The organism is Streptomyces sp. NPDC036764 (assembly GCF_055609385.1).
Genome location: NZ_JBVJPT010000004.1, coordinates 330213 through 356018 on the forward strand (window position 1 = coordinate 330213; position 25806 = coordinate 356018).

The 25806-nt window shown below is 71.6% G+C and carries 24 protein-coding genes; 8 read left to right on the forward strand and 16 right to left on the reverse strand.

Translation table 11 applies throughout. The features are described 5' to 3' along the window. Nucleotides 1-81 precede the first annotated feature (81 nt). The gene (locus tag ACZ69Q_RS19720; RefSeq protein ID WP_471043319.1) at nucleotides 82-816 is read left to right on the forward strand and encodes a bifunctional DNA primase/polymerase; all 735 of its coding nucleotides are present in this window, start codon (nucleotides 82-84) and stop codon (nucleotides 814-816) included. A 10-nt stretch (nucleotides 817-826) separates the two neighbouring features. On the opposite strand, the gene ACZ69Q_RS19725 is transcribed toward ACZ69Q_RS19720, so the two are convergent. From ACZ69Q_RS19725 to ACZ69Q_RS19745, 5 genes are all read right to left on the reverse strand, one after another. Beyond that, the gene (locus ACZ69Q_RS19725; RefSeq protein WP_471043321.1) at nucleotides 827-1819 is read right to left on the reverse strand and encodes an SCO2278 family lipoprotein; all 993 of its coding nucleotides are present in this window, start codon (nucleotides 1817-1819) and stop codon (nucleotides 827-829) included. Continuing rightward, complete coding sequence (efeU, locus tag ACZ69Q_RS19730; RefSeq protein WP_471043323.1) at nucleotides 1779-2651, reverse strand: iron uptake transporter permease EfeU; 873 nt, start codon at nucleotides 2649-2651, stop codon at nucleotides 1779-1781. Before efeU ends, ACZ69Q_RS19725 begins: the two co-directional genes overlap by 41 nt. Nucleotides 2652-2654: 3 nt before the next feature. After that, the gene (efeB, locus tag ACZ69Q_RS19735; protein WP_471043324.1) at nucleotides 2655-3905 is read right to left on the reverse strand and encodes an iron uptake transporter deferrochelatase/peroxidase subunit; all 1251 of its coding nucleotides are present in this window, start codon (nucleotides 3903-3905) and stop codon (nucleotides 2655-2657) included. A 16-nt stretch (nucleotides 3906-3921) separates the two neighbouring features. Beyond that, a complete protein-coding gene (gene efeO / locus ACZ69Q_RS19740) occupies nucleotides 3922-5079 on the reverse strand; it encodes an iron uptake system protein EfeO (RefSeq protein WP_471043326.1) in 1158 nt (385 codons plus the stop codon). 126 nt (nucleotides 5080-5205) lie between these two features. Further along, nucleotides 5206-5997 carry a heme ABC transporter ATP-binding protein gene (locus ACZ69Q_RS19745; RefSeq protein WP_471043727.1) on the reverse strand — a complete coding sequence of 264 codons (792 nt, stop codon included), beginning with the start codon at nucleotides 5995-5997 and terminating at the stop codon, nucleotides 5206-5208. Between the two features lie 495 nt (nucleotides 5998-6492). On the opposite strand from ACZ69Q_RS19745, the gene ACZ69Q_RS19750 reads away from it, so the two are divergent. Together ACZ69Q_RS19750 and ACZ69Q_RS19755 are read left to right on the forward strand one after the other, a co-directional pair. Next, nucleotides 6493-7137: a PhzF family phenazine biosynthesis protein gene (locus tag ACZ69Q_RS19750; RefSeq protein ID WP_471043329.1), complete on the forward strand. Its 645-nt coding sequence runs from the start codon at nucleotides 6493-6495 to the stop codon at nucleotides 7135-7137. A gap of 69 nt (nucleotides 7138-7206) precedes the next feature. Beyond that, nucleotides 7207-8004, forward strand: coding sequence for a hypothetical protein (locus tag ACZ69Q_RS19755; protein ID WP_471043332.1), 798 nt, complete (start codon nucleotides 7207-7209; stop codon nucleotides 8002-8004). A 12-nt stretch (nucleotides 8005-8016) separates the two neighbouring features. On the opposite strand, the gene ACZ69Q_RS19760 is transcribed toward ACZ69Q_RS19755, so the two are convergent. Then, a complete protein-coding gene (locus ACZ69Q_RS19760; protein WP_471043335.1) occupies nucleotides 8017-8664 on the reverse strand; it encodes a biliverdin-producing heme oxygenase in 648 nt (215 codons plus the stop codon). A gap of 124 nt (nucleotides 8665-8788) precedes the next feature. Beyond that, entirely contained in the window at nucleotides 8789-9646 is an 858-nt protein-coding gene (gene map / locus ACZ69Q_RS19765; protein ID WP_471043337.1) for a type I methionyl aminopeptidase, read from the reverse strand. 69 nt (nucleotides 9647-9715) lie between these two features. Between map and ACZ69Q_RS19770 the strand changes: the two genes are divergently transcribed. Then, entirely contained in the window at nucleotides 9716-9946 is a 231-nt protein-coding gene (locus ACZ69Q_RS19770; protein WP_471043339.1) for a hypothetical protein, read from the forward strand. 10 nt (nucleotides 9947-9956) lie between these two features. Here the strand turns inward: ACZ69Q_RS19770 and ACZ69Q_RS19775 are convergent, their stop codons facing one another. Both ACZ69Q_RS19775 and ACZ69Q_RS19780 read right to left on the reverse strand, forming a co-directional pair. Beyond that, entirely contained in the window at nucleotides 9957-11303 is a 1347-nt protein-coding gene (locus ACZ69Q_RS19775; RefSeq protein ID WP_471043341.1) for an MFS transporter, read from the reverse strand. A gap of 160 nt (nucleotides 11304-11463) precedes the next feature. Continuing rightward, the gene (locus ACZ69Q_RS19780) at nucleotides 11464-12066 is read right to left on the reverse strand and encodes a hypothetical protein (RefSeq protein ID WP_471043343.1); all 603 of its coding nucleotides are present in this window, start codon (nucleotides 12064-12066) and stop codon (nucleotides 11464-11466) included. A 129-nt stretch (nucleotides 12067-12195) separates the two neighbouring features. On the opposite strand from ACZ69Q_RS19780, the gene ACZ69Q_RS19785 reads away from it, so the two are divergent. Genes ACZ69Q_RS19785 through ACZ69Q_RS19795 form a run of 3 tightly spaced genes read left to right on the forward strand, consistent with a single transcriptional unit; the run spans nucleotide 12196 to nucleotide 14271 of the window. Further along, a complete protein-coding gene (locus tag ACZ69Q_RS19785; protein ID WP_471043345.1) occupies nucleotides 12196-13269 on the forward strand; it encodes a sialidase family protein in 1074 nt (357 codons plus the stop codon). Between the two features lie 37 nt (nucleotides 13270-13306). Further along, nucleotides 13307-14032: an NADPH-dependent F420 reductase gene (gene npdG, locus ACZ69Q_RS19790; protein WP_471043347.1), complete on the forward strand. Its 726-nt coding sequence runs from the start codon at nucleotides 13307-13309 to the stop codon at nucleotides 14030-14032. Between the two features lie 53 nt (nucleotides 14033-14085). After that, entirely contained in the window at nucleotides 14086-14271 is a 186-nt protein-coding gene (locus ACZ69Q_RS19795) for a hypothetical protein (protein ID WP_471043349.1), read from the forward strand. Nucleotide 14272: 1 nt separating this feature from the next. On the opposite strand, the gene ACZ69Q_RS19800 is transcribed toward ACZ69Q_RS19795, so the two are convergent. Then, on the reverse strand, nucleotides 14273-15073 hold the full coding sequence (locus ACZ69Q_RS19800; protein ID WP_471043351.1) for a site-2 protease family protein: 801 nt from the start codon (nucleotides 15071-15073) through the stop codon (nucleotides 14273-14275). 216 nt (nucleotides 15074-15289) lie between these two features. Between ACZ69Q_RS19800 and ACZ69Q_RS19805 the strand changes: the two genes are divergently transcribed. Then, entirely contained in the window at nucleotides 15290-18850 is a 3561-nt protein-coding gene (locus tag ACZ69Q_RS19805) for an AfsR/SARP family transcriptional regulator (protein ID WP_471043353.1), read from the forward strand. Nucleotides 18851-18867: 17 nt separating this feature from the next. Here the strand turns inward: ACZ69Q_RS19805 and ACZ69Q_RS19810 are convergent, their stop codons facing one another. The 6 genes from ACZ69Q_RS19810 to ACZ69Q_RS19835 all read right to left on the reverse strand — a co-directional run bounded on the left by ACZ69Q_RS19810 (nucleotide 18868) and on the right by ACZ69Q_RS19835 (nucleotide 25795). After that, entirely contained in the window at nucleotides 18868-19698 is an 831-nt protein-coding gene (locus tag ACZ69Q_RS19810; RefSeq protein WP_471043355.1) for an ABC transporter permease, read from the reverse strand. Beyond that, on the reverse strand, nucleotides 19695-20720 hold the full coding sequence (locus ACZ69Q_RS19815; RefSeq protein ID WP_471043357.1) for an ATP-binding cassette domain-containing protein: 1026 nt from the start codon (nucleotides 20718-20720) through the stop codon (nucleotides 19695-19697). The genes ACZ69Q_RS19810 and ACZ69Q_RS19815 overlap by 4 nt, the downstream gene beginning before the upstream one ends. 165 nt (nucleotides 20721-20885) lie before the next feature. Continuing rightward, entirely contained in the window at nucleotides 20886-22109 is a 1224-nt protein-coding gene (locus tag ACZ69Q_RS19820) for an MFS transporter (protein WP_471043359.1), read from the reverse strand. A 146-nt stretch (nucleotides 22110-22255) separates the two neighbouring features. After that, complete coding sequence (locus tag ACZ69Q_RS19825) at nucleotides 22256-23308, reverse strand: endonuclease/exonuclease/phosphatase family protein (RefSeq protein WP_471043362.1); 1053 nt, start codon at nucleotides 23306-23308, stop codon at nucleotides 22256-22258. Between the two features lie 188 nt (nucleotides 23309-23496). Continuing rightward, entirely contained in the window at nucleotides 23497-24126 is a 630-nt protein-coding gene (locus tag ACZ69Q_RS19830) for a TetR/AcrR family transcriptional regulator (protein ID WP_471043364.1), read from the reverse strand. An 82-nt stretch (nucleotides 24127-24208) separates the two neighbouring features. Further along, nucleotides 24209-25795 (reverse strand): MFS transporter, encoded by a 1587-nt coding sequence (locus ACZ69Q_RS19835; RefSeq protein WP_471043367.1) that lies wholly within the window; start codon nucleotides 25793-25795, stop codon nucleotides 24209-24211. Nucleotides 25796-25806: the final 11 nt, after the last annotated feature.

The window sequence follows — 25806 nt, forward strand, 5'->3', positions numbered from 1 at the left end:
TGTCCGCTACGGCCCCCCGAGGCGCACGATGGTGGGACCATAGGGCATGCTGTTCCGCACGACAGCGAGGCGAGGGGATAGATGAGCGCGGAGTTGGGCGGCCGGACCGGACTGCGGGGCAAACTCACCCAGTGGCTGCGCGGAGGCCGCCCCAAGGACAGCGCCGACGACGGCGGCCGGGAAGCCCTGCTGCTCGCCACCGCGGCGGCCGGACTGCCGCTGGCGCCCGCGGCGCACCCGGCCGGCTACCGCTGCTCCTGCGACCGGGTCGGCTGTCCCACCCCGGCCCGGCACCCGGTGTCCTTCGCCTGGCAGACGCAGTCCACCACCGACCGGGGACAGATCGAGCGGTGGGCCCGGCACCAGCCGCAGGCCAACTTCATCACCGCCACCGGCATGGTCCACGACGTGCTTGACCTGCCGCTGGAGGCCGGCCGCGCGGCGCTGGAGCGGCTGCTCGACGCGGGCATCGAGGTCGGACCCGTCGCCGAGAGCGACGACGGCCGCCTGCTGTTCTTCACCGCCACCCGGGGCACCCCCGAGGACGAGGACGAGTGGTGGCCCTGCGAGCTGGACTGCCACCCCGAGACCATGGACGAGCACCCCGGACTGCGCTGGCACTGCCGCGGGTCCTACGTCCTCGTACCGCCCGCCCGGCTTCCCGGCGAGGACCGGACCGTGCACTGGGTGCGCGGCCCCGAGCACCCGCTGCCCGACCCGCTGAGCCTGCTGGAAGTCCTCACCGACTCCTGCGCCCGCTACGCCGGCGAGGAGCCCGACCACGCATCCGCGGCCTGGCCCCTGCGCCGCCACTGAGCGGGCGCGGTCACTCGCCCTTCGCCGACGTCAGTCCCTGGATCCGGCCCAGCACGTCGACCTTCCCGGAACCCTTCGGATCCAGCGCCACCTCGTTGGAGACGAACTCCATCGTCAGCGACTGCTTTATCTCGCCCTCCGTCAGCGCCTCCACCGCCTTGCCCGGCGAGGGAACCGAGGTGCCCGCGTACGCCGTCCGCTTCTCGTAGTAGCGAGTGGTGAAGAACACCAGCGCGCCGCCGTCCGCGGTGCGCAGCGCCAGCGGGGCGTAGTCGCCGTTGGTGAGCGGCTCGTCGATGAACTGGCTCACCAGGCCCGGCCGTTTGGCGTCCTTCTCCCGGTCCGCGCGCCAGGTGCTGGTGTGCCGGCCCTGGGCGAACGTGTCACCGCCGTCCTTGAGATAGCCCGCGTAGTCCTTGCTCAAGTCCCCGGGCGGCACGGCCAGTTCGGTCGAGTTCGCGGGCACGGCCTCGGCCCAGCCGTCCTTGTCCGTCTTGAACTTCGGCATGTCGCCAGGTGCCATCAGCGTCAGATACGTCGCCTCCCACGCGTCGTCCAGACCGCTGCGGGTGAACACGAAGACCCAGCGCGCCTTGCCGCCCTTGTTCGCGGCCGTGTCGGCGACGAACCAGCGCGGCCAGCCCGCCTTCTTGGGGATCGTGAACCTGGCGTCCGACAGCTCCAGCGGGGTGTGCACCGCGTTGCCCTTGGGGCTCAGCGCCTTGCCCGCCTTCAGCCGAGCCCCGTCGATGTCGCTCAGCGCGCCGGTGACGTGGTCGGCGTAAAGGGAGTTGTCGTACGCCTTGTCCGCCTTGTTGTACGCGGAGGTGAACTCCTTGAGGGCCTCTTCGGCTTCAGCCTTGGTGGCCGAGGGGAGGATCTCCCGCTCCCCGTGGACCACCACGCATCCGCTCGCCGTCAACGACAAAGCGGTCGCACCGGCCGCTATCAGTGCCCTCCGGTCAAGCCTGCGGAGCCTTCGAGGGCCGCGTTCCCTGCTCATCAGGTTCCTTCACCTTCCCCTTCCCGGAGGCGAACCCTACCGGGGCGAGGAACAGCGCGAGCGTCGGGATCAAGTACAGCAGCCACACCGTGACCTGGAGGACGGTCGGGTCCGGCTGGAAGTTGAACACGCCCTTCAGCAGGGTGCCGTACCAGCTCGACGGATCGACGGTGTCGCTGATGTCGAACGCCTTGTCGTTCAGGCCCGGCAGCCAGCGCGCCTCCTGCAGGTCGTGGAAGCCGTACGCCAGCACACCCGCCGCCACGACGACCAGCATGCCGCCGGTCCAGGTGAAGAACTTGGCGAGGTTGATGCGCAGGGCACCCCGGTAGAACAGCCAGCCGAGGACGACCGCCGTGGCGATGCCGAGGGCCGCGCCGACCAGCGGGCGCGGGGTGCCGTCACCGGCCGCGCGCACAGACGTCCACACGAACAGAGCCGTCTCCAGGCCCTCCCGGCCCACCGCCAGGAACGCGGTCGCCACCAGCGCGCCGGTGCCCATCTGCAGGGCCGCGTCCAGCTTGCCGTGCAGCTCGGACTTCAGGTGCCGGGCGGTGCGCCGCATCCAGAACACCATCCACGTCACCAGGCCCACCGCGATGAGCGACAGGGACCCGCCGAGGGCCTCCTGCGCCTCGAACGTCAGCTCCTGGGAGCCGAATTCGAGCGCGGAGCCGAAGCCGAGCGCCAGGGCGACAGCGACGCCGATGCCGATCCAGACGGGCTTCAGCGCGTCCCGGCGGTCCGTCTTGACCAGGTAGGCGATGAGGATGCAGACGACGAGGCTGGCCTCCAGGCCCTCGCGCAGTCCGATCAGGTAGTTGGCGAACACGGGCTACGCCTCCTTGCCGAACAGCGTGCTGCCCCACCAGTCGTCCTTGCCGCGGACGCCGGGCGGGACCGCGAACAGCGCCGAGCCCACGTGCTGGATGTACTCGTTGAGCGAGTCGATGGCCAGGTTGCGCTGGATCCGGATGAACCCGCTACGCGGGTCGCGCTGGTAGGCGAGGAAGAACAGGCCCGCGTCCAGGCGGCCGAGGCCGTCGGTGCCGTCGGTGAAGGAGTAGCCGCGGCGCAGGATCGTCGCCCCGTCGTTGGACTCGGGGTGCGCGAGCCGGACGTGCGCGTCGGGCAGCATCGCCTTCAGGAACGGCTTGTCGCGCTCCTTGGCCTTGCCGACCGGGGCGCCCTCGCCCTTGTCGCGGCCGATGATGTCCTCCTGCTCCTGCAGCGAGGTGCGGTCCCACGTCTCGATGTGCATCCGGATGCGCCGGGCGACGAGGTAGGAGCCGCCGGCCATCCACTCGGGCCCGTCCTTCTCACCGACCCACACGAACTTCTTCAGCCGGTCGGTCTCGGTCCCCGCGATGTTGCGGGTGCCGTCCTTGAAGCCCATGAGGTTGCGCGGGGTCTGCTCCTCGGGGGTGGTCGAGGAGGTCTTCCCGAAGCCGAGCTGGGACCACTTGATGACGACCTTGCCGAAGCCGATGCGCGCCAGGTTGCGGATCGCGTGCACGGCGACCTGCGGGTCGTCCGCGCAGGCCTGCACGCACAGGTCGCCGCCGCTGCGGTTCTTGTCGAGGTTGTCGCCGGAGAAGTGCGGCAGCTCGACGAGGGCCTCGGGCCGCTGATCGGCGAGATCGAACTTCTCGAACAGCGACGGGCCGAACCCGATGGTGAGCGTCAGCCGCGACGGCTTCAGGCCCAGCGCCTCGCCGGTGTCGTCCGGCGGCGCCTCGGCCAGCCCGCCGTAAGCGCCCTCGCCGACGGCCTGTCCGGCGGTCATCCGGCGCGCTGCCGCCGTCCAGTCCTTCAGCATCTGCACGAACTCGGCGCGGTCGTCCGTTTTGACGTCGAACGCGGCGAAGTGCAGCCGGTCCTGCACCGGGGTGGCGATGCCCGCCTGCTTCTCGCCGTGGAAGGGGATCGCGGCGCCCGTCTCGGCGGCGGCCGGATCCACGTCGTCGCCCGTACGGGTCATCGCCACGGCACCGCCGGCCGCGACGGCGCCGAGCGCGAGCCCGGCACCGCCCCAGCCGATCAGCGAACGCCGCGAGGGGGTGGTGGCTTCGGAAGATTCGGTCATGCCCGTGTCCCCTGCCTTACTTCACGACGACGGCGGCGGCGAGCTTGGACAGCGGCTCCGCGAGGGCGTTGACACCGTCCGACAGCTCCTTGCGGTCGGCCTTGCCGACCTTGTCGTACGAGGTGAAGTCGTACGACGACTTGTCCGCGCGGAACTTGTCCAGCAGCGTGTTCAGCGCGCCGAACTGCTTGTCGAGCTCGGTGACCAGCGCCGGGTCGTTCTCCTTGGCGACGGGCTTCAGCAGCTCGTACGCCTTTTCCGCACCCTCGACGTTGGCCTTGAAGTCGACGAGGTCGGTGTGCGAGTAGCGCTCCTCCTCGCCGGTGACCTTGCCGGTGGCGACCTCGTCGAGGAGCTCCTTGGCGCCGTTGGCCATCGAGGTCGGGGTGATCTCGGCCTTGCCGACCCGGTTCTGCCAGTCCTTCAGGTCGGTGATGAGCTGGTCGGCGAGCTCCTTCTCACGGTCGCCGATCTTCTTGTCCTGCCACAGGGCCTTCTCCAGCCGGTGCCAGCCGGTCCAGTCCGTGGCCGGGTCCTGGCCGGCCTCCAGGCCGTCCTCGCGCACGTCGACCTTCGGGTCGATGTCGCCGAACGACTCGGCCACCGGCTCGGTGCGCTCCCAGCCGATGCGGGAGGTGGCGTAGGCCTTCTTCGCGGCTTCGAGGTCGCCGTCCTTGACCGCCTTCGCGAAGGCCTCGGCGAGCGGCAGCGTCTCGTCGGCCTGCTCCTGGGCGTACTTGCGGTAAGCCGCCACGGCCTCGTCCAGGCGCGGGTCCCGCTTGGCGGATGCGCCCTTTCCGGTGGCCTTGACGGTCTGCCGGATGCCGTCGCCCTTCATGCCCGGCTTGCAGGCGATCGTGTAGTCGCCCGCCTTCACCTCGGCGGTGACCCGCTGCTTGGTGCCGGGGCCTATGTTCTCGCGCTCGGTGACGATGCGGTCGTCCGGGAAGAGGACGTAGACCTCGGTGACCTTGGAGCCCTTGTTCTCGATGGCGAGTTCGACGTGCCCGGCCGGGAACTCCTTCTTCGACACCTCGCACTTGTCGTCCGTCGAGGTCACGTTGACGACCCGGTCGCCGCCCTCGGTGCTCCCCTTCTCGGTGCACCCCGTGACGGCGGTCAGAGCCGCCACGGCGGCGATGGCGGTGGTGACGGGGAGTCTGGCGGTGCGCATGAAGGCTCCATGAGGTGGCCGGAAGGAGTGCGTGACGGTACTCACATACCAAGGTGAGGCTCGCCTAACGGAGATAAGGATTACCTAAGTGGCCAAAATCGACCCCATGGATAGGTCAAAGGATGGTCAAAGGTTCCGCCGCGGGGTCACCAGCAGCTCTCCTGTCCGAGGATGCGAAAGCACTTCGACCGGCTGGTCGTAGACCTCCGACAGCAGTTGTTCGGAGAACACCTCGGCCGGCGGTCCGTCGGCCGCGACCCGCCCGGCGCGCAGGATCGCGACGCGGTGCGCGTACGCGGCGGCGAGCCCCAGGTCGTGCAGGACGGCCACCACCGCGTCCCCGGCCCGCGCCCGCTCCCGGCACACCCGCAGCACCAACTCCTGGTGTTTCAGGTCCAGTGCGGCCGTCGGCTCGTCGAGCAGCAGCAGCGGGGTCCGCTGCGCGAGCACCCGGGCGAGCGCCACGCGGGCCCGCTCGCCGCCGCTGAGCGCGGAGAACGGCCGTACCGCGAAGCCGCTCACCTCGGTGGCGGCCATCGCCCCGGCGACGGCGAGGTCGTCCTCGGCGGGGGAGGCGGCGTGGGGCGCACGGCCCATCCGGACGACCTCCTCGACCGTGAAGGGAAAGGAGAGGGTCGCCGACTGCGGCAGCACCGCCCGGCGCAGGGCGAGTTCGGGCGCGGTCCATTCGTCCGCCGGCCGCCCGTGAATCCGTACGACCCCGTCGGCGGTCGGCAGATCCGCGGCCAGGGCCCCCAGCAGGGTCGACTTCCCGGCCCCGTGGGGCTCGACGAGCGCCCCGGCGGCTCCTCCGGTACGGCGGGCTTGACCGCCGGTGGCACGGGCACGACGACCGGCGGTGGCACGGGCACGACGACCGGCGGCGTCACGGGCGGTCTGGCAAGCACCGGGTCCGATGTGCCGGTGGCCGCGCTGGGCACTGCGGCCGCGGTGACGGTGGCGGCCGGTGCGGGCGTGGTGCTCGCGATGCGCAGGCGGCGTACCGAGGCGTAGGACTGTGTGCGGGTTCGGTGGGGGTGCGCGTGGCGCCGACGGTTCGGTGGGTGGGTCGGGGCCGTGCCGGGGGGTGTCCGTCCTCGGTCGGGCGGTTGCTGTCGGGCAGGGAGGGGCTGTTTGTTGACGCCCGCCGCTGCGGGCGGACACCCCCCGGCACGTCCCCTTGCCGCCGTACGCGGGTGCTGCGCCATCGCCGGCACGTCCCCTTGCCGCCGTACGCGGGTGCTGCGCCGTCGCCAGCACGTCCCCTTGCCGCCGTACGCGGGTGCTGCGGCGTGGGGGTGCGCGCCTGTGCCGCCGTGCGCGGGTGCGGCGCCGCCGGGGTGCGCGTCTGTGCCGCCGTGCGCGGGTGCTGCGGCGTGGGGGTGCGCGCCTGGCGGGTGCTTGAATTCCTTCGTGACTGATTACGACGTTCTCCGCGTGTTCTGCGGGCCTACCGGCGGGTACGGCAACGAGCTCGGTGTCGTCCGTGAGGGATCCGTTATGCCGGACCTCGGGGAACGACAGGCGTTCGCTGCGAAGCTCGGGTTCAGCGAGACCGTGTTCGTGGACGACCCCGAGCGCGGGGTCATCGACATCTACACGCCCTCCGTGCGGCTGCCCTTCGCCGGGTACCCGTGTGTCGGCACGGCCTGGCTGCTCGACGTGCCCGAACTCGTCACGCCCGCCGGTGTGGTCGGCGCCCGGATCGACGGGGAGTTCTGCTGGATCGAGGCCCGGCCGGAGTGGGCGCCGCCGCGCACCCTGCGGCAGTACGGCAGCGCGGGTGAGGTCGACGGTCTGGCGGTGCCTCCGGCGGGGGAGTGGATCTACGCCTGGGCCTGGGAGGACGAGGCCGCCGGGCGGGTACGTGCGCGGGGGTTCCCCGGGCGGGGCGACGGCGTCGACGAGGACGAGGCGACCGGCGCTGCTGCCATTCAGCTCACCCACCGGCTCGGCCGCGCTCTCAACATCACCCAGGGCGCCGGTTCCCAGCTTCTGACGGCACCTCAGCCCGGGGACTGGGTCGAGCTCGGCGGCCGGGTGGTCCTGGAGCGCTGACACCTGGTGCGGGTCGCCGGATGCGGTCACACTGGGCCCGTTGGCGGGGCGGGCACAGGGGGGCATCCGGTGCGTACCGTGATCGTGGTGCTGGTCGTCGTGGGGTGTGGGCTGCTGTTCTGGCTGCTTCGCTATCCGTGTGTACCCAGCAGGCTGCGCTATGCCTTCTCGCTCGGCGCCGAGGAGCGTGCTGCGCGACGGGCGCTGTCCGAGGCCCGCGGTGAACGGCGGATCGCGTACGAGAAGGCCCGTCAAAGCGTGGCGGACGCGGAACGCCGCTGGTCGGACAAGGTCGCGCCGTACCGGCAACGCGTACAGGAGTTACAGGCGATCCGGGCGGCACTGCCGAAACCCGGGCCCGGGCAGGCGGTGCGTCCGGAGCGGTGGCTGCCGCCGCTGGAACTCCACGAGCACGTCCTGCTGTTCATGAGGAATGGGGCATCGGAGGGGGATGGTGTTGTTCGGCCGGCCGTCGATGAGCAGATCGCGCTCGACGCCATTGTTGTCGAGTTCGGGCACACTCGCGACAACGTCCATATACGGGTGACTCGCCCCGACGGCACCTGTCGTAGTGAGCACTATCCGCGGGACCGGGAGATCGCCGTGTACGACCTGGTCGAGGACATCCGCAACCAGGTGCTGTTGCACGCTGAGTTCCTGCGTCGGCAGGAGGCCCGGGACGCCGAGCTCGTCGCGGAGATCGGGCGGGCCGAGGCCGATCTGGCGGAGGCCGGGGAGGCGGGGCGGCCCGAGCTCGACACGGTCAGGGAAGCGGCCCGCACGCGTCGGGCGCGGGGTGATGCCGTGCTGCGCGGTGCGCGTGACACCTGGAAGACGGACGCCGGCGGTCTGCGGCCCCGGCGGTGAGGGTGCCGGGCTTCACGCCGACAGCGGGAACTCCTCGCCCAGTGCCCGGAACACCGCCGTGTTCAGCGCGAACGCCCGCTTGCACTCCGCCACGATCCGCTGCTTCTCCAGATCGTCCGCGCGCACCGCGTCCAGCAGTTCGCGGTAACTCCGCTTGAACGCGGCCGGGTTGGAGATCTGCTCGAAGACGTAGAACCGGACTCCGTCGCCCTTGCGGGTGAAGCCCCATGTCCTCTCGGCCTTGTCGCGGATGATCTGACCGCCGGAGAGGTCGCCGAGGTAGCGGGTGTAGTGGTGGGCGACGTAGCCGGCCGGCCAGTCCTCGGCGCACTCCCGCACCCGCTCCGCGTAGGCCCGGGTGGCGGGCAGGGCGGACACCGCGGAGCGCCACTCGGGGCCCCGCAGATGCGTCAGGTCCCGCTCCAGCGACGCCAGCCGGAACAGCTCCGGCCGGATGAACGGACCGGCCACCGGGTCCGACGCCAGCCGCTCGGCACGGGCCTCCAGCGCCTCGTACACGAACCAGAGCTGCTCGGTGTACCGCGTGTACGCGTCCACGCCCAGCCTGCCGCCGAGCATGTCGCTCATGAACGTCGAGGTCTCCGCCTGCACGTGCTCTTCGTGGGAGGCGGTGCGGATGACTGTCGAGAAGGAGTCCATGTGGGTATTTTCTGAAGTTAGGCTTACCTAAGTCAATAGGTTTGCCGACGTCATGTCGGTAAAAGCGTACCGAGAAAACCCGCCCTCCGCAGAGGACGGGTTCGGGCCGTGTGTACGGGGTCGGCTAGGGCAGCGTGAGGATCTCCGTGCCCGTCTCCGTCACCACCAGTGTGTGCTCGAACTGCGCCGTGCGCCTGCGGTCCTTCGTGACGACCGTCCAGCCGTCGTCCCACATGTCGTACTCGTGCGTGCCCAGCGTCAGCATCGGCTCGATCGTGAAGGTCATCCCGGGCTGGATCACCGTCGTCGCGTGCGGGCTGTCGTAGTGCGGGATGATCAGGCCCGAGTGGAAGGACGAGTTGATGCCGTGGCCGGTGAAGTCACGGACCACGCCGTAGCCGAAGCGCTTGGCGTACGACTCGATCACCCGGCCGATGATGTTGATCTGGCGGCCGGGCTTGACCGCCTTGATCGCCCGGTTCAGGGACTCGCGGGTGCGCTCCACCAGCAGGCGGCTCTCCTCGTCCACGTCACCCACCAGGTACGTGGCGTTGTTGTCGCCGTGCACCCCGCCGATGTACGCCGTCACGTCGAGGTTGATGATGTCGCCGTCCCGCAGGACCGTGGAGTCCGGGATGCCGTGGCAGATGACCTCGTTCAGGCTGGTGCACAGCGACTTCGGGAAGCCGCGGTAGCCGAGCGTGGAGGGGTAGGCCCCGTGGTCGCACATGTACTCGTGCGCCACCTTGTCCAGCTCGTCCGTCGTCACGCCGGGCGCGATGAGCTTGGCCGCCTCGGCCATCGCCCGCGCGGCGATACGGCCGGCGACACGCATCGCCTCGACGGTCTCCGGGGTCTGCACCTCAGGACCCTTGTACGGCGTCGGCGCGGGCTTGCCGACGTACTCGGGCCGGCGGATGTTTCCGGGCACGGAACGGGTGGGAGAAAGCTCCCCTGGTACGAGCAGCGACTGGCCAGACATGCCAGCGAGTCTAAGACAGCGGCCATGGGGGACCATGACCATGGCGAGCTCAGTCGAGAGGAGCGGGTCATGGCCCTGTTCAAGAAGCGCACGGTCGGCAAGCCGGGCGAGTGGTACTACTGCCTCGTCCACAAGAAGGTCGAGGAGGGCCCGGAGTGCCCGGCCAAGGACCGCTTCGGGCCGTACGCGACCCGGGCGGAGGCCCAGCAGTCGATGGACCTGGCGCGCGAACGCAACCTGGAGTGGGAGAGCGACCCCAGGTGGCACGACGCCCCTTCGGGCCCCGCGGACGAGAGCTGACCCCGGCCGCTCAGCGCTCCGCCGGCGCCGCCGCGGGCGTCGGCACGGCCGCTGCCGCCGCCGTCCGCTGCTTGCGCAGCGCTACCGCGTGCTCGTTCGTGCGCGCGTCGTAGGTCATCAGCTTCGGCAGGCACAGCGCCAGCAGCCCCACCGCGCCCACGCACAGCAGCCCGCCCGACCAGACGGACGTCCGCACGCCCTTCCAGGCCGCGACGCCGCCCAGATAGGTCTGGCCGAGCTGCGGGCCCACCGAGTACGACAGCAGTTCGATCCCGGCGAGCCGGCCGCGCAGCTCGTCCGGGATCGTCTGGTTCCACATCACCCCGCGGAAGATGCCGCTGACCATGTCGGCGGCCCCGCCGAGCGCCAGGAACAGCAGCACCAGCCATACGCTGCGGGAGACACCGGCGGCCGCGATGGCCAGGCCCCACAGCGCGGCCGCCAGCACGACGACCCGCCCGTGCCGGTGCACCCGCGAGGTCCAGCCGCTGGTCAGGCTCACCACCATCGCGCCGGCCGGCATCGCGGCGTACATCAGGCCCAGCGACCAGGGGGCGTTCAGCTCGTCCGCGAGGAACGGCAGCACGGCGAGCGGCAGCGCGAAGAGCATCGCCGCGATGTCGACGACGTACGTGCCGAGCAGCTCCTTGCGGCTCCAGGCGTACCGGGCGCCCTCGGCGATGGCCTTCAGGGACGGCTTCGCGGCCTCGTGAGATGCGGGGGAGGGGGCCAGTCCGACGGTGAGGGCGACGGAGGCGACGAACGTCACCAGATCCGTGCCGTACGCCCAGCCGAGGCCCGCGTACGCGACGACCACGCCCGCCAGGGCGGGACCCGCAACACCGCCGACCTGCCAGCGCAGCGCGTTGAGGGAGGCCGCCGCCGGGAGGTGGTCGTGGGCGACGATCCGGGGCAACAGGGCGTCCAGGGCGGGGCGTTGGACCGACCCCAGGGCGGAGGACAGGGCGGCGACCACGTACAGCGGCCAGATCGAGGGGCTCGGCAGCATTGCGTTGACCAGCAGTGCCGCGCTCAGCAGCGCCTGCCCGGCCTCCGTCCACAGGATCAGCTTCCGCTTGTCGAGCGCGTCGGCGAGCGCGCCGCCGTACAGCCCGAACACGATCAGCGGCAGCAGCTCCACGGCCCCGATCGCCCCCACCGCCGCGGCGGATCCGGTGAGCTCCTTGATCTGCACGGGCAGCGCGACGAACGTCAGAAAACTGCCGAAGGTCGACACCAGCCCCGCCACCCACAGCCGCCGGAAGTCGGCGGAGGCCCGCCAAGGGGTGAGATCGGGGAGCACGGAGCGAAGGCGGGACGAAGGGGCGGGGTCTGGCGTGGGGGATTCGGCGGTCACGAAGTGTCATGGTCCGGGCGGGTAGGTGGCTGGGGCAACCGGTTTTCGAGTGGGGCCTGGCCGACGCGATGGCAACGCCGCCCAGCGCGGGGAACTGCGCGACCAGCCCCCACTACCGAAGCCCGCCCGACCTCAGAAACCGCCCCTTCATCCGGCGCATTCACCACCGCGGCGGTGGCGGTGCCGTCAAGGACTCCGCCAGCCTCGACAGACGGTCCCGGAACCGCCGGCGCCCCCGCCCGGAGGGCACCGCGTTCTCGCCCGCCGCGGCGCTGACCAGGTGTTGCACGGTGTCCAGGTCCAGCTCCGCGCCCTCGGGCACGACCAGCCTCTCGTGGGCCATGGTCGTCAGCTCCCCCTCGCCGGTGGCGAGCGCCAGCACCGTCGCCCCGGCCCGCCGGACGTCGTAGATCCGTTCCAGCAGCGGCACCCCCACCCGGTCCGGCGACACCACCACCAGCGTCTCCCCGCGGCGGGCCGCCGCGAGCCGTCCGAGGCCGACCGACAGATGGGCCGGATCCGAGGCACGCGCGTCGTGCCGTACGAGGGTGGGCGCGAGTTCCGGCGTGCCCGACCACGCGGCCTCGTCGACCAGATGTGCCGCCAGATGCCACGGCTCGTACTCCCGCGTGCCGACCAGCAGCAGCCCGCCCCCGTGCGACACCGCCGACGCCCGCAGCGCCCCCGCGAACCGCCGGGTCGCACCCAACCACTCGGTTCCGGCGAGTACTTCGCGCAGCAACGCGACACGTACGGCATCCATGCGACCGCATCCTGCCGCAACCGGCCACTCGTGACCCGGAGTTCACCACGAATTCGCCCAACCTGGGCAGACGCCTTCGTTATCCCGCACGACCACCCGCCGTGGTGATAGGCCATCCGAGGAGCCGCCATGACAGAGACCAGCGTCCCCTTCCGCGCCGGCCGCGAGGGCTACGCGAGCTTCCGTATCCCGGCCGTCGTCGCCACCGCCACCGGCACCCTCCTCGGCTTCTGCGAGGGCCGGGTCAACTCCGCCAGCGACGCCGGGCACATCGACATCGTGCTCAAGCGCTCGACGGACGGCGGCCGCACCTGGGGACCCCTCGCGGTCGTCGCCGACAACAACTGGCACCTCGCCGGCAACCCCGCCCCCGTCGTCCTGGACACCGGCCGCATCCTGCTCGTCTACATCCGCAACCACGCCACAGCCACCGAGGCCGGCATCCTGCGCGGCGAGGTGAGCGACGCCGAGGGCCGCCGGATCTGGGTGCGCCACAGCGACGACGAGGGCGTCACCTGGTCGAGCTCGAAGGAGATCACCGCACAGGTGAAGCAGCCGGGCTGGCGGTGGTACGCCACCACGCCCGGCCACGCGATCCAGCTCGGCACCGGCCGGGTCGTCGTCGCCGCCAACCACACGATCCCGCCCGCCGGCGACGACATCGGCACCGAGGCAAGGTACAACAGCGGCCACTGCCTGCTCAGCGATGACCGCGGTGCCACCTGGAGGATCGGCTACATCGACGAGAACACCGACGGCTACGTCAACGTCAACGAGACCACCGCCGCGGAACTCCCCGACGGCCGCGTCTACTTCAACACCCGCAACGACTCCGTGTCCCCCGGCAACCGCGCCGACGCCTACTCCGAGGACGGCGGCACGACCCTGTTGAAGCCCTTCCGCCCGCAGGCCGGTCTCGTCGCCCCCATCTGCGAGGGCAGCGTGCTCCAGCTCCGCGACCCCGACGTGCTCCTGTTCTCCGGTCCCGCCGACCCCGGCGCCCGCGCCCTGATGACGATCCGGGCCTCCACCGACCACGGCGTCACCTGGCGGTCCGTGTACCCGGTGGACGGGCTGCCCGCCGCGTACTCGGATCTGGTCCGGATCGACGAGGAGACGGTCGGACTCCTGTACGAGACCGGTGACTTCGGGCCGTACGAGAGCATCACCTTCCGGCGGGTGCCCGTGAACCGCCTCACCTGAGCCGACGGGGTCGGCGGCACGGACGTAAAGTCGGCCCATGACCTCTACCGACAGTGCACAGCAGCCCACCGACGCGCCCGCGAAGGCTCCGGCCAAGGATCCCTGGGACCTTCCGGACGTCTCCGGGCTCGTCGTCGGCGTGCTCGGCGGGACCGGGCCGCAGGGCAAGGGCCTGGCCTACCGGCTCGCCCGGGCCGGCCAGAAGGTGATCATCGGCTCGCGGGCCGCCGAGCGGGCCCAGGCCGCCGCCGAGGAGCTCGGTCACGGCATCGAGGGCGCCGAGAACGCCGAGTGCGCGCGGCGCAGTGACATCGTGATCGTCGCCGTCCCGTGGGAGGGACACGGCAAGACCCTGGAAGCGCTGCGCGAGGACCTGGCCGGCAAGCTGGTCGTCGACTGCGTCAACCCGCTCGGCTTCGACAAGAAGGGCGCCTACGCGCTCAAGCCGGAAGAGGGCAGCGCCGCCGAGCAGGCCGCCGCCCTGCTGCCGGACTCCCGGGTGACGGCGGCCTTCCACCATCTGTCGGCGGTCCTGCTGGAGGACCCGGAGATCGACGAGATCGACACCGACGTCATGGTGCTCGGCGAGGTCCGCGCGGACGTGGAGATCGTCCAGGCGCTGGCCGGCCGGATCCCCGGCATGCGCGGCGTCTTCGCCGGGCGGCTGCGCAACGCCCACCAGGTGGAGGCGCTGGTCGCGAACCTGATCTCGGTGAACCGCCGGTACAAGGCGCACGCCGGGCTCCGCGTCACGGACGTATGAGCCGATGGGGGACACTGTTCCGGTAGCAGTGTCCCCCGAAGGAGCCGAGTGAAATGCCCCGCCTTGGTGTCTATGCCCTGATCGTCTGTGTGCTGGCCGTGATCGCGGCCGTGGTCTCCTTCGCGCAGGGTAGCTGGCTCGGGATCGTGTGGGTGCTGCTCGCCGGGCTGTCGTCGAACATGGCGTGGTACTACCTCAAGCGCGCCAGGGACGAGCGGCGCGGCTCCGTCACGGGCTGAGTCAGGCGCCGATCGAGCAGAGCTCGTTGGAGTCCCGCCAGAAGCGGAACAGGTCGTAGCCGCAGTAGGTGTCGAAGTCGCTGATGCCTAGGCCGCGCAGGACGGCGTCGATCATGTCGAAGAACACGCTGTTGACCTCCGGCACCCACAGCAGCGCGAACACGAACAGCAGGCCGAACGGGGCGAACGGCTCCACCTGGCGCTTGACGTTGTGCGACAGCCAGGGCTCGAGCACGCCGTAGCCGTCCAGGCCCGGGACCGGCAGGAAGTTCAGGATCGCGGCCGTGACCTGGAGCAGTGCGAGGAAGGCCAGCGCGAAGCGGAAGTCCCTCGGCACGCCGTCGAGCGCGTCCAGCCAGAACGGGGCGGTGCACACGACGGCGAAGAGCACGTTCGTCAGCGGGCCCGCCGCCGAGATCAGACTGTGCCGCCAGCGGCCCCGGATCCGGCCGCGCTCGATGAAGACGGCACCGCCCGGCAGACCGATGCCGCCCATGATCACGAAGATGACCGGGAGCACGATGCTGAGCAGCGCGTGCGTGTACTTCAGCGGGTTGAGCGTGAGGTAGCCCTTCGCGCCGACCGAGATGTCGCCGCTGTGCAGGGCGGTACGCGCGTGTGCGTACTCGTGCAGGCACAGCGACACGATCCAGGCCGCCGTCACGAACAGGAACACGGCCAGACCGGGCTGCTCGGCGAACCCGGTCCAGGTGGCCCAGCCCGTCACCGCGGTGACGGCCAGGATCCCGACGAAGACGGGGCTGATCCGCCGCTCGCTGCGGCGGCTGAGGGCGGTGGTCATGGGGCTCCCTGAGCTCTCGTGCACGCGGGACCGCGTGGGGACCTGCCCGACCGTACCGGGCGCACGGGGAAAACGTCTCGCGGTGGGGTGGTGGTTCCGGAGAGGGTGGAGCCAAACTGCCCGCCCGCGCCCACCCGGCCGGGCCGCTCCCGCTGTGCCGGGGCCGCCGCGCCTCGGGCCCCAACCCCGTGACCGTCCCCGAGCCCACCAGAGACAATGGATCCCGTGCGCTATCGCATTCTCGGCACCACCCAGGTACTTCGCCCCGACGGCCGCCCCGTTCCGGTCGGCGGGGCGCGGCTTCGTGCCCTGCTGACCGTGCTGGCGCTGCGCGTCGGCCGGACCGTGCCCGTGGGGCTGCTGGTCGACGAGGTGTGGGGCGCCGAGCCGCCCGCCGACGCGACGGGCGCGCTCCAGGCGCTGGTCGGGCGGCTGCGCCGGGCCCTCGGGGCGGACACGATCGTCTCCGCGGACGGCGGCTACCGGCTCAACGCCCGGCCCGACGACATCGACCTGCACCGCTTCGAGCGGCTCGTCGGCGAGGGCACGCGCGCGCTGGCCGACGACGACCCCGCCAAGGCGGCCGGCGTCCTCGACGACGCCCTCGCCCTGTGGCACGGCCCCGCCCTCGCCGACCTCCCCGACCACACCGCGGAGGCGGCCCGCCAGGCGACCCGTCGGCTGGACGCGCTGCGCACCCGCCACGCCGCCGCCCTCGCCCTCGGTCACGCGGAGCAGTCCCTGCCCGAGCTGACCGCCCTGTGCGACTCCCATCCCCTGGACGAACCGCTCCAGGCCCTGCGTCTGCGCGCCCTGCGCGACGCGGGCCGCACGGCGGAGGCGCTGGCCGCCTACGAGGACGTACGACAACTCCTGGCGAACCGGCTCGGCTCGGACCCGGGCCCGGAACTGCGCGCCCTGCACGCGGAGTTGCTCCGGCCGGCACAGGGCAGGGGCGGGGCCGCTCCGCGCACGGGCGGCGGGACCTCCGGCGAGGGGGCGCGTGCTGCCCGTGGGCCCTACGGGGCCCGTCCGCCGGGTGCGCGCGACACGGCGGGCGTCCCGCGCGGTGAGGCGCATGCTGCCCGTGGGCCCTACGAGGCCCGTCCGCCCGGTGCCGCCGACACGGCGGGCGTCCCGCGCGGTGAGGCGCGTGCCGACGGCTCCCCGGGCGGTCTCGGCGCGACCGCCGCCGCCCCGCACGCTCAGGCCCGCACCAACGGCTCCCCGGCCGGCCCGCTCGGCGCCCCCGCCGCGGCCCCGCCCGCGGGCAACCTCCGCGCCCGCCTCACATCCTTCGTCGGCCGCGAAGCCGACATCGACGCCATCCGCGGCGACCTGACCGCCGCCCGGCTGGTCACCCTGCTCGGCCCCGGCGGTGCCGGTAAGACCCGGCTGTCGCAGGAGGCCGCCGAGAGCGTGCGGGACGGTGCGCCGGACGGGGTGTGGCTGGCCGAGCTCGCGCCGGTCGACGACCCCGCGGCCGTACCGGAGGCCGTGCTCACCGCCGTCGGCGCCCGCGAGACCGTGCTCTACGGCGCCGGCGCCGAGGCCATGCGTGCCGGATCGGACCGGTTCGACGACCCCGTCGAGCGGCTCGCCGAGCACTGCGGCAAGCGCCGCATGCTGCTGATCCTCGACAACTGCGAGCACGTCGTCGAGGCCGCCGCCCGCCTCGTCGAGGAACTGCTGGAACGCTGCCCGGGGCTGACCGTGCTGGCCACCAGCCGCGAACCTCTCGGCGTACCGGGGGAGTTGCTGCGCCCCGTGGACCCGCTGCCCGAGCCGGTCGCACTGCGGCTGCTCGCCGACCGGGGATCCGCCGCGCGGCCGGGGTTCAGGATCGACGCCGACGAGGAGAGCGCCGCGGCGTGCGCGGAGATCTGCCGGCGGCTCGACGGTCTGCCGCTCGCCATCGAACTCGCCGCCGCCCGCCTGCGCATGCTGACCCCGCGCCAGATCGCCGACCGGCTCGACGACCGCTTCCGGCTGCTCACCTCCGGCAGCCGTACCGTCCTGCCCCGCCAGCAGACGCTGCGGGCCGTAGTCGACTGGTCCTGGGAACTGCTCGACGAGGACGAACGGGAGGTGCTGCGGCGGCTGTCCGTCTTCGCGGGCGGCTGCGACCTCGCCGCCGCCGAGGCCGTGTGCGGACCGTTCGCCCTGGAGGCGCTCGGCTCCCTCGTCGACAAGTCCCTGGTCGTGGCCGCCCCCTCGGGCGACGGCGAGATGCGCTACCGGCTCCTGGAGACCGTCGCCGAGTACGCGGGCGAACGGCTCGACGACGCCGGGCAGCGTACGCAGGCCGGGCGCGCGCATCTGACGTACTACCGCGAACTCGCCCGCACCACCGACCCGTTGCTGCGCGGACCCGGCCAGCTCGCCGCCGTCCAGCGGCTGGAGCGCGAGTACGAGAACCTGCGCACCGCCCTGCGCCACGCCGTCGCCGGCCGCGAGGAGCAGGAGGCGATGTGCCTGATCCTGTCCCTGGCCTGGTACTGGCAGATGCGTGACCTGCGCATCGAGGCCCGCAACTGGTCCCGGGAGGTCATGGTCCTCGGCCCCGACCCGTTCCCCGAGTCGCCCAGCCCCGCCGCCTCCGTGTGGGAACGCTGCACCGACAGCCCGCCGCCGTGGACCGGGGAGGTCCTCGCCGAGGCCCGACGCGGACTCCATCTGGTCCATCTCGCCTGCATGGACACCGAGCTGGACGCCTGGCAGACCCCCGAGGCGCAGACGAAGCTGCGGTCCATCGCCGCCACCTACGAGCCCGGCCAGCCGCAGACCTGCCGTGTCCCCGGCATGCTCTGGTTCTTCGCCGTCATGCTCTCCGGCGATGTGACACGGCTGCGCACCGTCGCGGATGCCACCGTGCAGACCTCACGCACGACGCCCGGCTACGAGTGGGAACTCGCCTCGAGCCTGCATTGGCGCGCCAACCTGTACGCCAACCGCAGCGACTGGGCGGGCGACGCGACCCGGGACGCCGAGGAGTCGCTGGAGATCTTTCGGCGGCTCGGCGATCTGTGGGGCACCGCCGAGGCGTTCTCCGCGCGGGCCGAGGCCCATGAACGCCAGGGCCGCTACGACCTGGCGGCCGCCGACTACGAGGCGGCGATCGAGATCGCCGAGCGCCTCGGCGCCCGCGCCCAGCGGTCGGTCCTCAGGGCCCGGCTCGGCAGCGCGCTGCTGGAGACCGGCGAGCTCGAGCGCGGCGAAGGGATACTGCGCGAGGTGATCGCGGGGCAGGAGGGCGCGGCCAACGAGGCGATGCCCGCCGCGCGGCTCTTCCTCGCCGGGTGGCTCGCCATGACCGACCGGACCGCCGAGTCGCGTGAGCAGATCCGGCTGCTGCGCGAGCAGTTCAACATCGCGCACTTCGTCATCTTCGACAGCTTCATCCTCGGCATGGAGGCATTCGTGGAGGTCGCCGACGACCGCTACGAGGCCGGCCTGGACAAGGTCCGCCGCGCCCTGGAGCGGGCCGAGGAACCGCTGTCGCAGACCATCGCCCCGCACATGCCCGCGACGTACCTGCACATCGCCGCGGTCGCCCTGGCCGGCGTCGACGGCGGGAGCCGCGCCCGCGACGGGGCCCGCTGCCTCGCCGCGGGCGACGCGCTGCTGCCGGACAACCACGCCCCGACGACCGTGGAGCGCGAGACCCACGCCAGGGCCACGAAGGCGCTGCGCGCCGCACTCGGCGAGAAGGCCTTCGACGCGGCGTACGCGGAGGGCGGCGGGCTCTCCCCCCGGGAGGCCGCCGCCCTCGTGTGAGCCGCGCAGGACCGGCGTCAGCTCTTCGTACGGAACTTGTGGATGGCCACCGGCGCCATGACCGCCGTGATGGCCACCGACCAGCCGAGCGTCACCCACAGGTCGTGCGCGACCGGCCCGCCCACCATCAGACCGCGCGAGGCGTCCGCGAGGGTGGACAGCGGGTTGTAGTCGGTGAAGCCCTGGAGCCAGCCCGGCATCGAACCCGTCGGCGCGAAGATCGACGAGCCGAACTGGAGCGGGAACAGCACCAGGAAGCCCATCGCCTGCACGGACTGCGCGCTCTTCATGATCACGCCGAGGGTGAGGAACACCCACATGATCGACGAGGCGAACGCCGTGGACAGGGCCACGGTCGCGAACAGGCCGGGCCAGCTCGTGATGTCGAACCCGACCAGGACGGCGACGACCATCAGTACGGCGGTGGCGAAGAGCATCCGCAGCAGCTCCACCGAGATCTTCGCGAAGAGCACCGAACCGCGCCCGATGGGCAGGGACCGGAAACGGTCCATGACACCGGAGTTGAAGTCCTGGCTGAAGCCGGTGCCGACGCCCTGGGAGAGCGTCATGCTCATCATCGCGATCATGCCGGGGATGACGTACTGCACGTACTGGTCCTGACCGCCGCCCAGCGCCTGCCCGATCGAGCCGCCGAAGACGAACACGAACAGCAGGGTGAAGATGACCGGCATCAGCAGCGCGTCGGCCATCGATTCCGGGTCCTGCCGGATCCACAGCAGGTTGCGGCGCACGAGCGCGCCGGTGTGCCGCAGGTGCCCGCGCAGCGGGATGCGGGCGTCGTCCTTGAGAGGGGCGCTGGAAGCGGGAGCGGTGGCGGTGGCGCTCATACGGCGACCTCCTCGCGGTCGTCGACGGGTGCGGTGTCCTGCGGGGCACTGGCGCGGTGGCCGGTGAGGGACAGGAACACCTCGTCGAGGCTGGGCAGTTCGGTGGTGATGGAGGCGAGCGTGACGCCGCGGGCGGTGATGGCGCCGACCACGGCGGTGAGCTGCTCGTCGCTGAGGATCGGGATCAGCAGGGTGCCGCCGGCGGTGTCCACGGTGGTGGCCGCGAGCCCGGTGATGCCGAGGTCGTCGAGATATCCGGCGAGCGGGCGCAACTGGAGCGGGTCGACCGGCCGGATCCTGAGGGTCCGCCCGCCCACCTTGGCCTTGAGCTCCTCGATGCCGCCGCCCGCGACGACCTTGCCCCGGTCGACGACGGTCAGTTCGGAGGCGAGCTGCTCGGCCTCCTCCATGTACTGCGTGGTCAGCAGCACGGTCACCCCGTCCCCGACCATGGCCTTGACCTCGTCCCACACCTCGTTGCGGGTGCGCGGGTCGAGCCCCGTGGTCGGCTCGTCGAGGAAGAGCACGGCCGGCCGGCCGATCATGGAGGCGGCCAGGTCGAGCCGCCGCCGCATACCGCCGGAGTAGGTGGAGGCGGGCCGCTTGGCCGCCTCCGTCAGCGAGAACCGCTCCAGCAGCTCGTCGGCACGCGTGCGTGCCTCCTTGCGCGGCAGATCGAGCAGCCGCCCGATCAGATAGAGGTTCTCCCATCCCGGGAGCTTCTCGTCCACGGAGGCGTACTGCCCGGTCAGCCCGATCACCCGGCGCAACTGCCGCGGCTGCCGCACGACGTCGTATCCGACGACGGTCGCCTGCCCGGCGTCCGGCGCCAGCAGCGTCGACAGGATCCGCACCAGGGTGGTCTTGCCCGCCCCGTTCGGTCCCAGCACCCCCATGACGGTGCCCTCACGTACATCCAGGTCCACACCGTCCAGAGCCTTGGTCTCGCCGTAGTGCTTGACCAACCCCCGCACGGAGACGGCGCTGCTCGCGCCGCCCGGCTTCATGTCGATTCGCGTCATGGCAACGACAGTGCCAGCCCCCACCGACAAACCACCGACAGTCCGCCGACACGACCGACAGCGCCCCGAGGGGGCGCGGGGAACTGCGCGACCGGCCACGACGGCGCAGCGGTCGACGGATCACCTAACCCGGCACATCCGTAGTCGAGCCGTCCCCGGAGACGCTCAGTGCCGAACCGTTTCCGCCCGCTCCGGAACCCGCCCCGCGACCACCCGCTCCCGCCCGGCGTACGGAGCGACCCGCCGCCGGTCCACGGCGTACGCCGCCCCCGCCACCCCGAGCCCCAGCACCGCCAGCGCCGCACCCGCCAGCGCCGGAGACGTGACCCCGAAGCCCGCCGCGAGGGCCAGGCCGCCGATCCACGCGCCCCCGGCGTTCGCGAGGTTGAAGGCGGCCTGGTTGGCCGAGGACGCCAGGGACGGGGCCGACGCCGCCTTCTCCATCACCATCAGGTTCAGCGGGGAGCCCGTCACGAACGCCGCCATGCCGAGCAGGGCCACCGCCAGGGCCGCGCTCCACGCCGTGGACATCAGCAGCGGGAACAGCGCCAGGACCGCCGCCAGCGAGATCAGGCCCCCGAACAGCGTCTTGCGCATCGCATGGTCCGCCAGTCGCCCGCCCAGCAGGTTGCCGATGGTCGCGCCCACGCCGAACAGCGCCAGCAGCAGCGTGACGTTGCCGTCGGCGTACCCGGCGGCGTCGGTCAGCATCGGCGTGATGTAGCTGTACGCGGCGAAGAGCGCGCCGAAGCCCGCGACCGTCGTGCCGAGCGCCAGCCACACCGGCACCGAGCGCAGCGCGGCCAGCTCGCCGCGCAGCCCGGCGGCCGGAGCGGCGTTCTCCTGCGCGCGCGGGATCAGCAGCGCCAGCGACGCCATCGCGGCCAGGCCGATCGCGCTCACGCCGAGGAACGTGGCCCGCCAGCCCAGGTGCTGCCCCATGAGGGTGCCGGCCGGCACGCCCGCGATGTTGGCCACCGTCAGACCCAGGAACATCAGCGACACGGAGCGGGCCTTGCGCTCCGGCGCGACCATGCCCGTCGCCACGACCGCGCCGACGCCGAAGAAGGCGCCGTGCGGCAGGCCGCTCAGGAAGCGGGCGGCCACCAGCCAGTCGTAGTCCGGCGCGAACGCGGACAGGGCGTTGCCCGCGACGAACAGGGCCATGAGGCCGATCAGGACGGTACGGCGCGGCATCCGGGCCGTGACCGCCGCGAGCAGCGGGGCGCCGATGACGACGCCGAGCGCGTACGCCGAGACCAGATGCCCGGCGGTGGGGATGGAGATGTGCAGGTCGCTCGCGACTTCGGGCAGCAGGCCCATCATCACGAACTCGGTCGTACCGATACCGAAGGCGCCCACGGCGAGGGCGAGCAGGGCCAGGGGCATGAAGAGCCGATGCCTTTCGGGGTGTCGAGAGCGGTGTTCCGTGACTTCTTATGTTCACGTGCGGAACAAAGCGTCTCAGGTGCAGTATTCCGGCAGATGACAGCCGGGTTGCACACTCCCGTCCAGACGGCGCTGACCTGGGGTTTTCAGGAAGCGGATGTGTCGACCTTCACACGCGCCGCCACCGGCAGATGGTCGCTCCCGGTCTCCGGCAGCGTCCACGAGCTCATCGGCTCGATGCCCTTCACCATGATCTGGTCGATCCGCGCCATCGGGAACGACGCCGGCCAGCTAAATCCCATTCCGCTGCCCGAGGCGCCCTGCGTGGAGCGCATCTGGGCGGTGATGGCCCGCAGCGCGCGGTCGTTCATCGTGCCGTTCAGGTCGCCGAGCAGGACGACCTGCCGCAGCGGTTCGTCTGCGATGGCCTCGCCCAGCGCGTTGGCGCTCTTGTCGCGCTGCCGGGCGGTGAACCCGGCCTCCATCTTCACGCGCACCGACGGCAGATGGGCCACGTACACCGCGACCTGCCCGGCCGGCGTGGTCACCGATGCCCGCATGGCGCGGGTCCAGCCCAGCTTGATGTCGACGGCCCTGACGCCGCTCAGCGGGTACTTGCTCCACAGTCCGACCGTGCCCTGCACCGAGTGGTACCTGTACGTCGACGCCAGCGCCTTCTCGTACGTCGGGACCGCGTCGGACGTCAGCTCCTCCAGCGCCACGACGTCAGCGCCGGACGCGGCCACGTCCTGGGCGGTGCCGGCCGGATCGGTGTTGTCGGCGTTGACGTTGTGCGTGGCCACCGTCAGATCGCCGCCGGAGCCGGTCTTGTCGCTGAGCTGGCCGCCGAAGAGGTTCAGCCACACGATCGCCGGCAGCAGCACGGCGATCAGCGCGGTCGCGGACTTGCGCACCAGGCCCAGCAGGAGAAGAACCGGGATGAACAGGCCCAGCCAGGGCAGAAACGTCTCGATCAGCGAGCCGAGGTTGCCGATCGCGTTCGGGATCCGTGCGTGCAGTCCCATCACCAGGGCCAGGATCGCCGCGAGGGCGGCCAGCACGATGCCGCGCCGCCAGATATGCGGATCGCCGCGCCAGCCCGAGACCAGGCGGCCTCGCAGGCGCCGAAGCCCGGATTCCCGGCGGTCGGGCCCCGAGCCGCCGCTGTCCGTCTCCGTCACGTACGCCTGCTGCGCCATACCGTCGCCTCACTACCTGCCGTGCACACCGTCGTCCCCCCGCGCCCAAAGAAACCCTAGGGGATGATCGGCTCCGTTCCTGCCGTACTCATGACGGCCGTACGGGGTCGAGGACGTACAAGTCGGCTTCGGGAGTTCCGGTCACGGGCGGGGAAAGCGCGCTCTGTGACGAAAGGCGCACATGCGTGCTACGGAGTCGGTGAACTGACGGGCCGTAGACCTTCGAGCACGGCGTCGACCATCTGTTCCGACAGTCCTTCGGGAAGGTCGGCGTCGGGGCGCATGACGGCACGCACCAGCATCGGACCGAAGATCATGTCGTTCATCACGTCCACGTCGATGTCCGTGCGCAGCTCGCCGCTGTCCTGCCCGCGGCGCAGGAGGGCGTGCTGTGTCCTGCGCCGCGGCTCGACGACGATCGAGTGGTAGGCGTCCCAGATCTTCGGGCTGCGCTTCATCTGGGCGATGACGTTGTGCAGGAGCACCGACGAACGGGTCATCAGGCCGCGTTGGCGCAACTGCTCCAGCAGCGTCACGAGATCGTCGCGCACCGAGGTGCCGGGCAGTTCGGGATCCGGGGGCTCGGCGGCGCGCACGACGTCGACGAAGAGCTCCTCCTTGCCGTTCCAGCGGCGGTAGATGGTGGCCTTGCCGACGCCGGCGGTGCGGGCGATGCGCTCGATGGACAGCTCCGCGAGCGGTACGCCCTCCTCCAGCAGCCGCATGACGCCCTCGATGATGGACCGCTCCACGGCCTCGCTGCGGGGGCGGCCCCGGCCGGGTCCGTCCGGCCGGGGATGACTGTCGGCGGGGCTCACTTGGTCGGTCCTTTCCGTGGGCTGTGCTGATTGTCCCCCGGGGTACGACGCCGTGTGCGCGACGCCCGCCTGGGCGCGTCCGCTACTCCGAGGCCACCAACTCCCGCTCCTCCTCGCCCTTCTGGGCCGCGGCGGGCCGTCCCGGCAGGAACAGCGCCACGACCACCGCGCCGAGCACCGCGATGCCCGCCCCCCACAGCGCCGTGATGTGCATGGCGTGCAGGAACGCGTCGTGCGCCGCACCGACCAGGGGCTCGCCGCGCGGGCCGAGCCGGTCGGCGACGCCGAGCGTGGCCTCGATGGACTCGCCCGCCGTGTGCCGAACGCCCGCCGGCAGCGCCGTGAGCCGGTCCTCGATGCCGCTGCGGTACGCCGTCGACAGGACCGAGCCGAGGACGGCGATGCCGAGGGCGCCGCCGACCTGGCGGAAGGTGTTGCTCAGCGCGGAGGCGGAACCGGCCTTCTCGCGGGGCAGGGCCTGCATGATGACGACGCTGATCGGGGTCATGATGTGGGCCATGGCGGCGCCCATGAGGAAGAAGACGACCTCCAGCAGCCAGATCGGCGTGTCCGCCTCGAAGGTCGCGAACGCGGCCAGCGTGAGCGCGATGAGCAGCATGGCGCCGGTGGTCGTGGCCCGGTTGCCGAACCGGTCGACCAGGAGCCGGGCACGCGGCGCGAAGATCATCTGGGCGGCGGCCAGCGGCAGCATCAGCAGGCCGGTCTGCAGGGGCGAGTAGCCGCGCACGCTCTGGGTGTAGAAGACCGAGAAGAAGGTCACGCCCATCAGCGCGAAGAAGACCAGCGCGATGACGCCGATCGCGGCCGAGAAGACCTTGTTGCGGAAGTACGTGATGTCGATGGACGGATGGTCGCTGCGCTTCTCGAACACGACGAACGCGGCGAGGACGGCGAGACCGGCGGCGATGGTCGCGAGGACCGTCACGTCCGTGAAGTCGGCGAGCTGGCCGCCCTTGATGATGCCGTACACGAGCAGGACCAGGCCCACGACGGAGAGCACGACGCCGATGGGGTCGATGCGGCCGGGGTTCGGGTCGCGCGAGTCCGGGACCAGCCACAGCATCAGAGCGAGCGCGAGCAGCACGATCGGCACGTTGATGAGGAAGACCGAGCCCCACCAGAAGTGGTCGAGCAGCACACCGCCCGTGATGGGGCCGATGGCGATGGCGAGTCCGACGCCGCCGGCCCAGATGCCGATGGCCTTGGGCTGCTCGTCCCGTTCGAAGACGTTCATCAGCACGGCGAGGGTGGCCGGCATGACGAAGGCCGCGCCGAGGCCCATCACCGAGCGGAAGGCGATCAGCTCACCGGGGGAGCCGGAGAACGCGGCGAGCGCGGAGCCGATGCCGAACACGGCGAGCCCGCCGAGCAGCACCTTCTTGCGGCCGAGCCGGTCGCCGAGGATGCCCGCGCTGAACAGCAGGCCCGCGAAGACGAGGGTGTAGGCGTTGATCGCCCACTCCAGCTCGCTCTGCGTGGCGCCGAGGCCGGTCGGCGCGGGGGTCGAGATGGTCTTGATGGCGACGTTCAGGATGGAGTTGTCCAGCACGACGATCAGCAGGCTGAGCATCAGCACGCCGAGGATCGCCCAGCGGCGCCGGTGCACCGCTTCGGGTATGCGGGTGGCTGGGGCGGCGGGAGAAGTCATGCGCTCGAAGC

Coding starts and splice junctions, on each gene's coding strand:
- ACZ69Q_RS19720 (WP_471043319.1), top strand. CDS start 82: ATGAGCGCGGAGTTGGGCGGCCGGACCGGACTGCGGGGCAAACTCACC.
- ACZ69Q_RS19725 (WP_471043321.1), bottom strand. CDS start 1,819: ATGAGCAGGGAACGCGGCCCTCGAAGGCTCCGCAGGCTTGACCGGAGG.
- efeB (WP_471043324.1), bottom strand. CDS start 3,905: ATGACCGAATCTTCCGAAGCCACCACCCCCTCGCGGCGTTCGCTGATC.
- efeO (WP_471043326.1), bottom strand. CDS start 5,079: ATGCGCACCGCCAGACTCCCCGTCACCACCGCCATCGCCGCCGTGGCG.
- ACZ69Q_RS19760 (WP_471043335.1), bottom strand. CDS start 8,664: ATGGACTCCTTCTCGACAGTCATCCGCACCGCCTCCCACGAAGAGCAC.
- map (WP_471043337.1), bottom strand. CDS start 9,646: ATGTCTGGCCAGTCGCTGCTCGTACCAGGGGAGCTTTCTCCCACCCGT.
- ACZ69Q_RS19770 (WP_471043339.1), top strand. CDS start 9,716: ATGGCCCTGTTCAAGAAGCGCACGGTCGGCAAGCCGGGCGAGTGGTAC.
- ACZ69Q_RS19780 (WP_471043343.1), bottom strand. CDS start 12,066: ATGGATGCCGTACGTGTCGCGTTGCTGCGCGAAGTACTCGCCGGAACC.
- ACZ69Q_RS19785 (WP_471043345.1), top strand. CDS start 12,196: ATGACAGAGACCAGCGTCCCCTTCCGCGCCGGCCGCGAGGGCTACGCG.
- npdG (WP_471043347.1), top strand. CDS start 13,307: ATGACCTCTACCGACAGTGCACAGCAGCCCACCGACGCGCCCGCGAAG.
- ACZ69Q_RS19795 (WP_471043349.1), top strand. CDS start 14,086: ATGCCCCGCCTTGGTGTCTATGCCCTGATCGTCTGTGTGCTGGCCGTG.
- ACZ69Q_RS19800 (WP_471043351.1), bottom strand. CDS start 15,073: ATGACCACCGCCCTCAGCCGCCGCAGCGAGCGGCGGATCAGCCCCGTC.
- ACZ69Q_RS19805 (WP_471043353.1), top strand. CDS start 15,290: ATGGATCCCGTGCGCTATCGCATTCTCGGCACCACCCAGGTACTTCGC.
- ACZ69Q_RS19810 (WP_471043355.1), bottom strand. CDS start 19,698: ATGAGCGCCACCGCCACCGCTCCCGCTTCCAGCGCCCCTCTCAAGGAC.
- ACZ69Q_RS19815 (WP_471043357.1), bottom strand. CDS start 20,720: ATGACGCGAATCGACATGAAGCCGGGCGGCGCGAGCAGCGCCGTCTCC.
- ACZ69Q_RS19820 (WP_471043359.1), bottom strand. CDS start 22,109: ATGCCCCTGGCCCTGCTCGCCCTCGCCGTGGGCGCCTTCGGTATCGGT.
- ACZ69Q_RS19825 (WP_471043362.1), bottom strand. CDS start 23,308: ATGGCGCAGCAGGCGTACGTGACGGAGACGGACAGCGGCGGCTCGGGG.
- ACZ69Q_RS19835 (WP_471043367.1), bottom strand. CDS start 25,795: ATGACTTCTCCCGCCGCCCCAGCCACCCGCATACCCGAAGCGGTGCAC.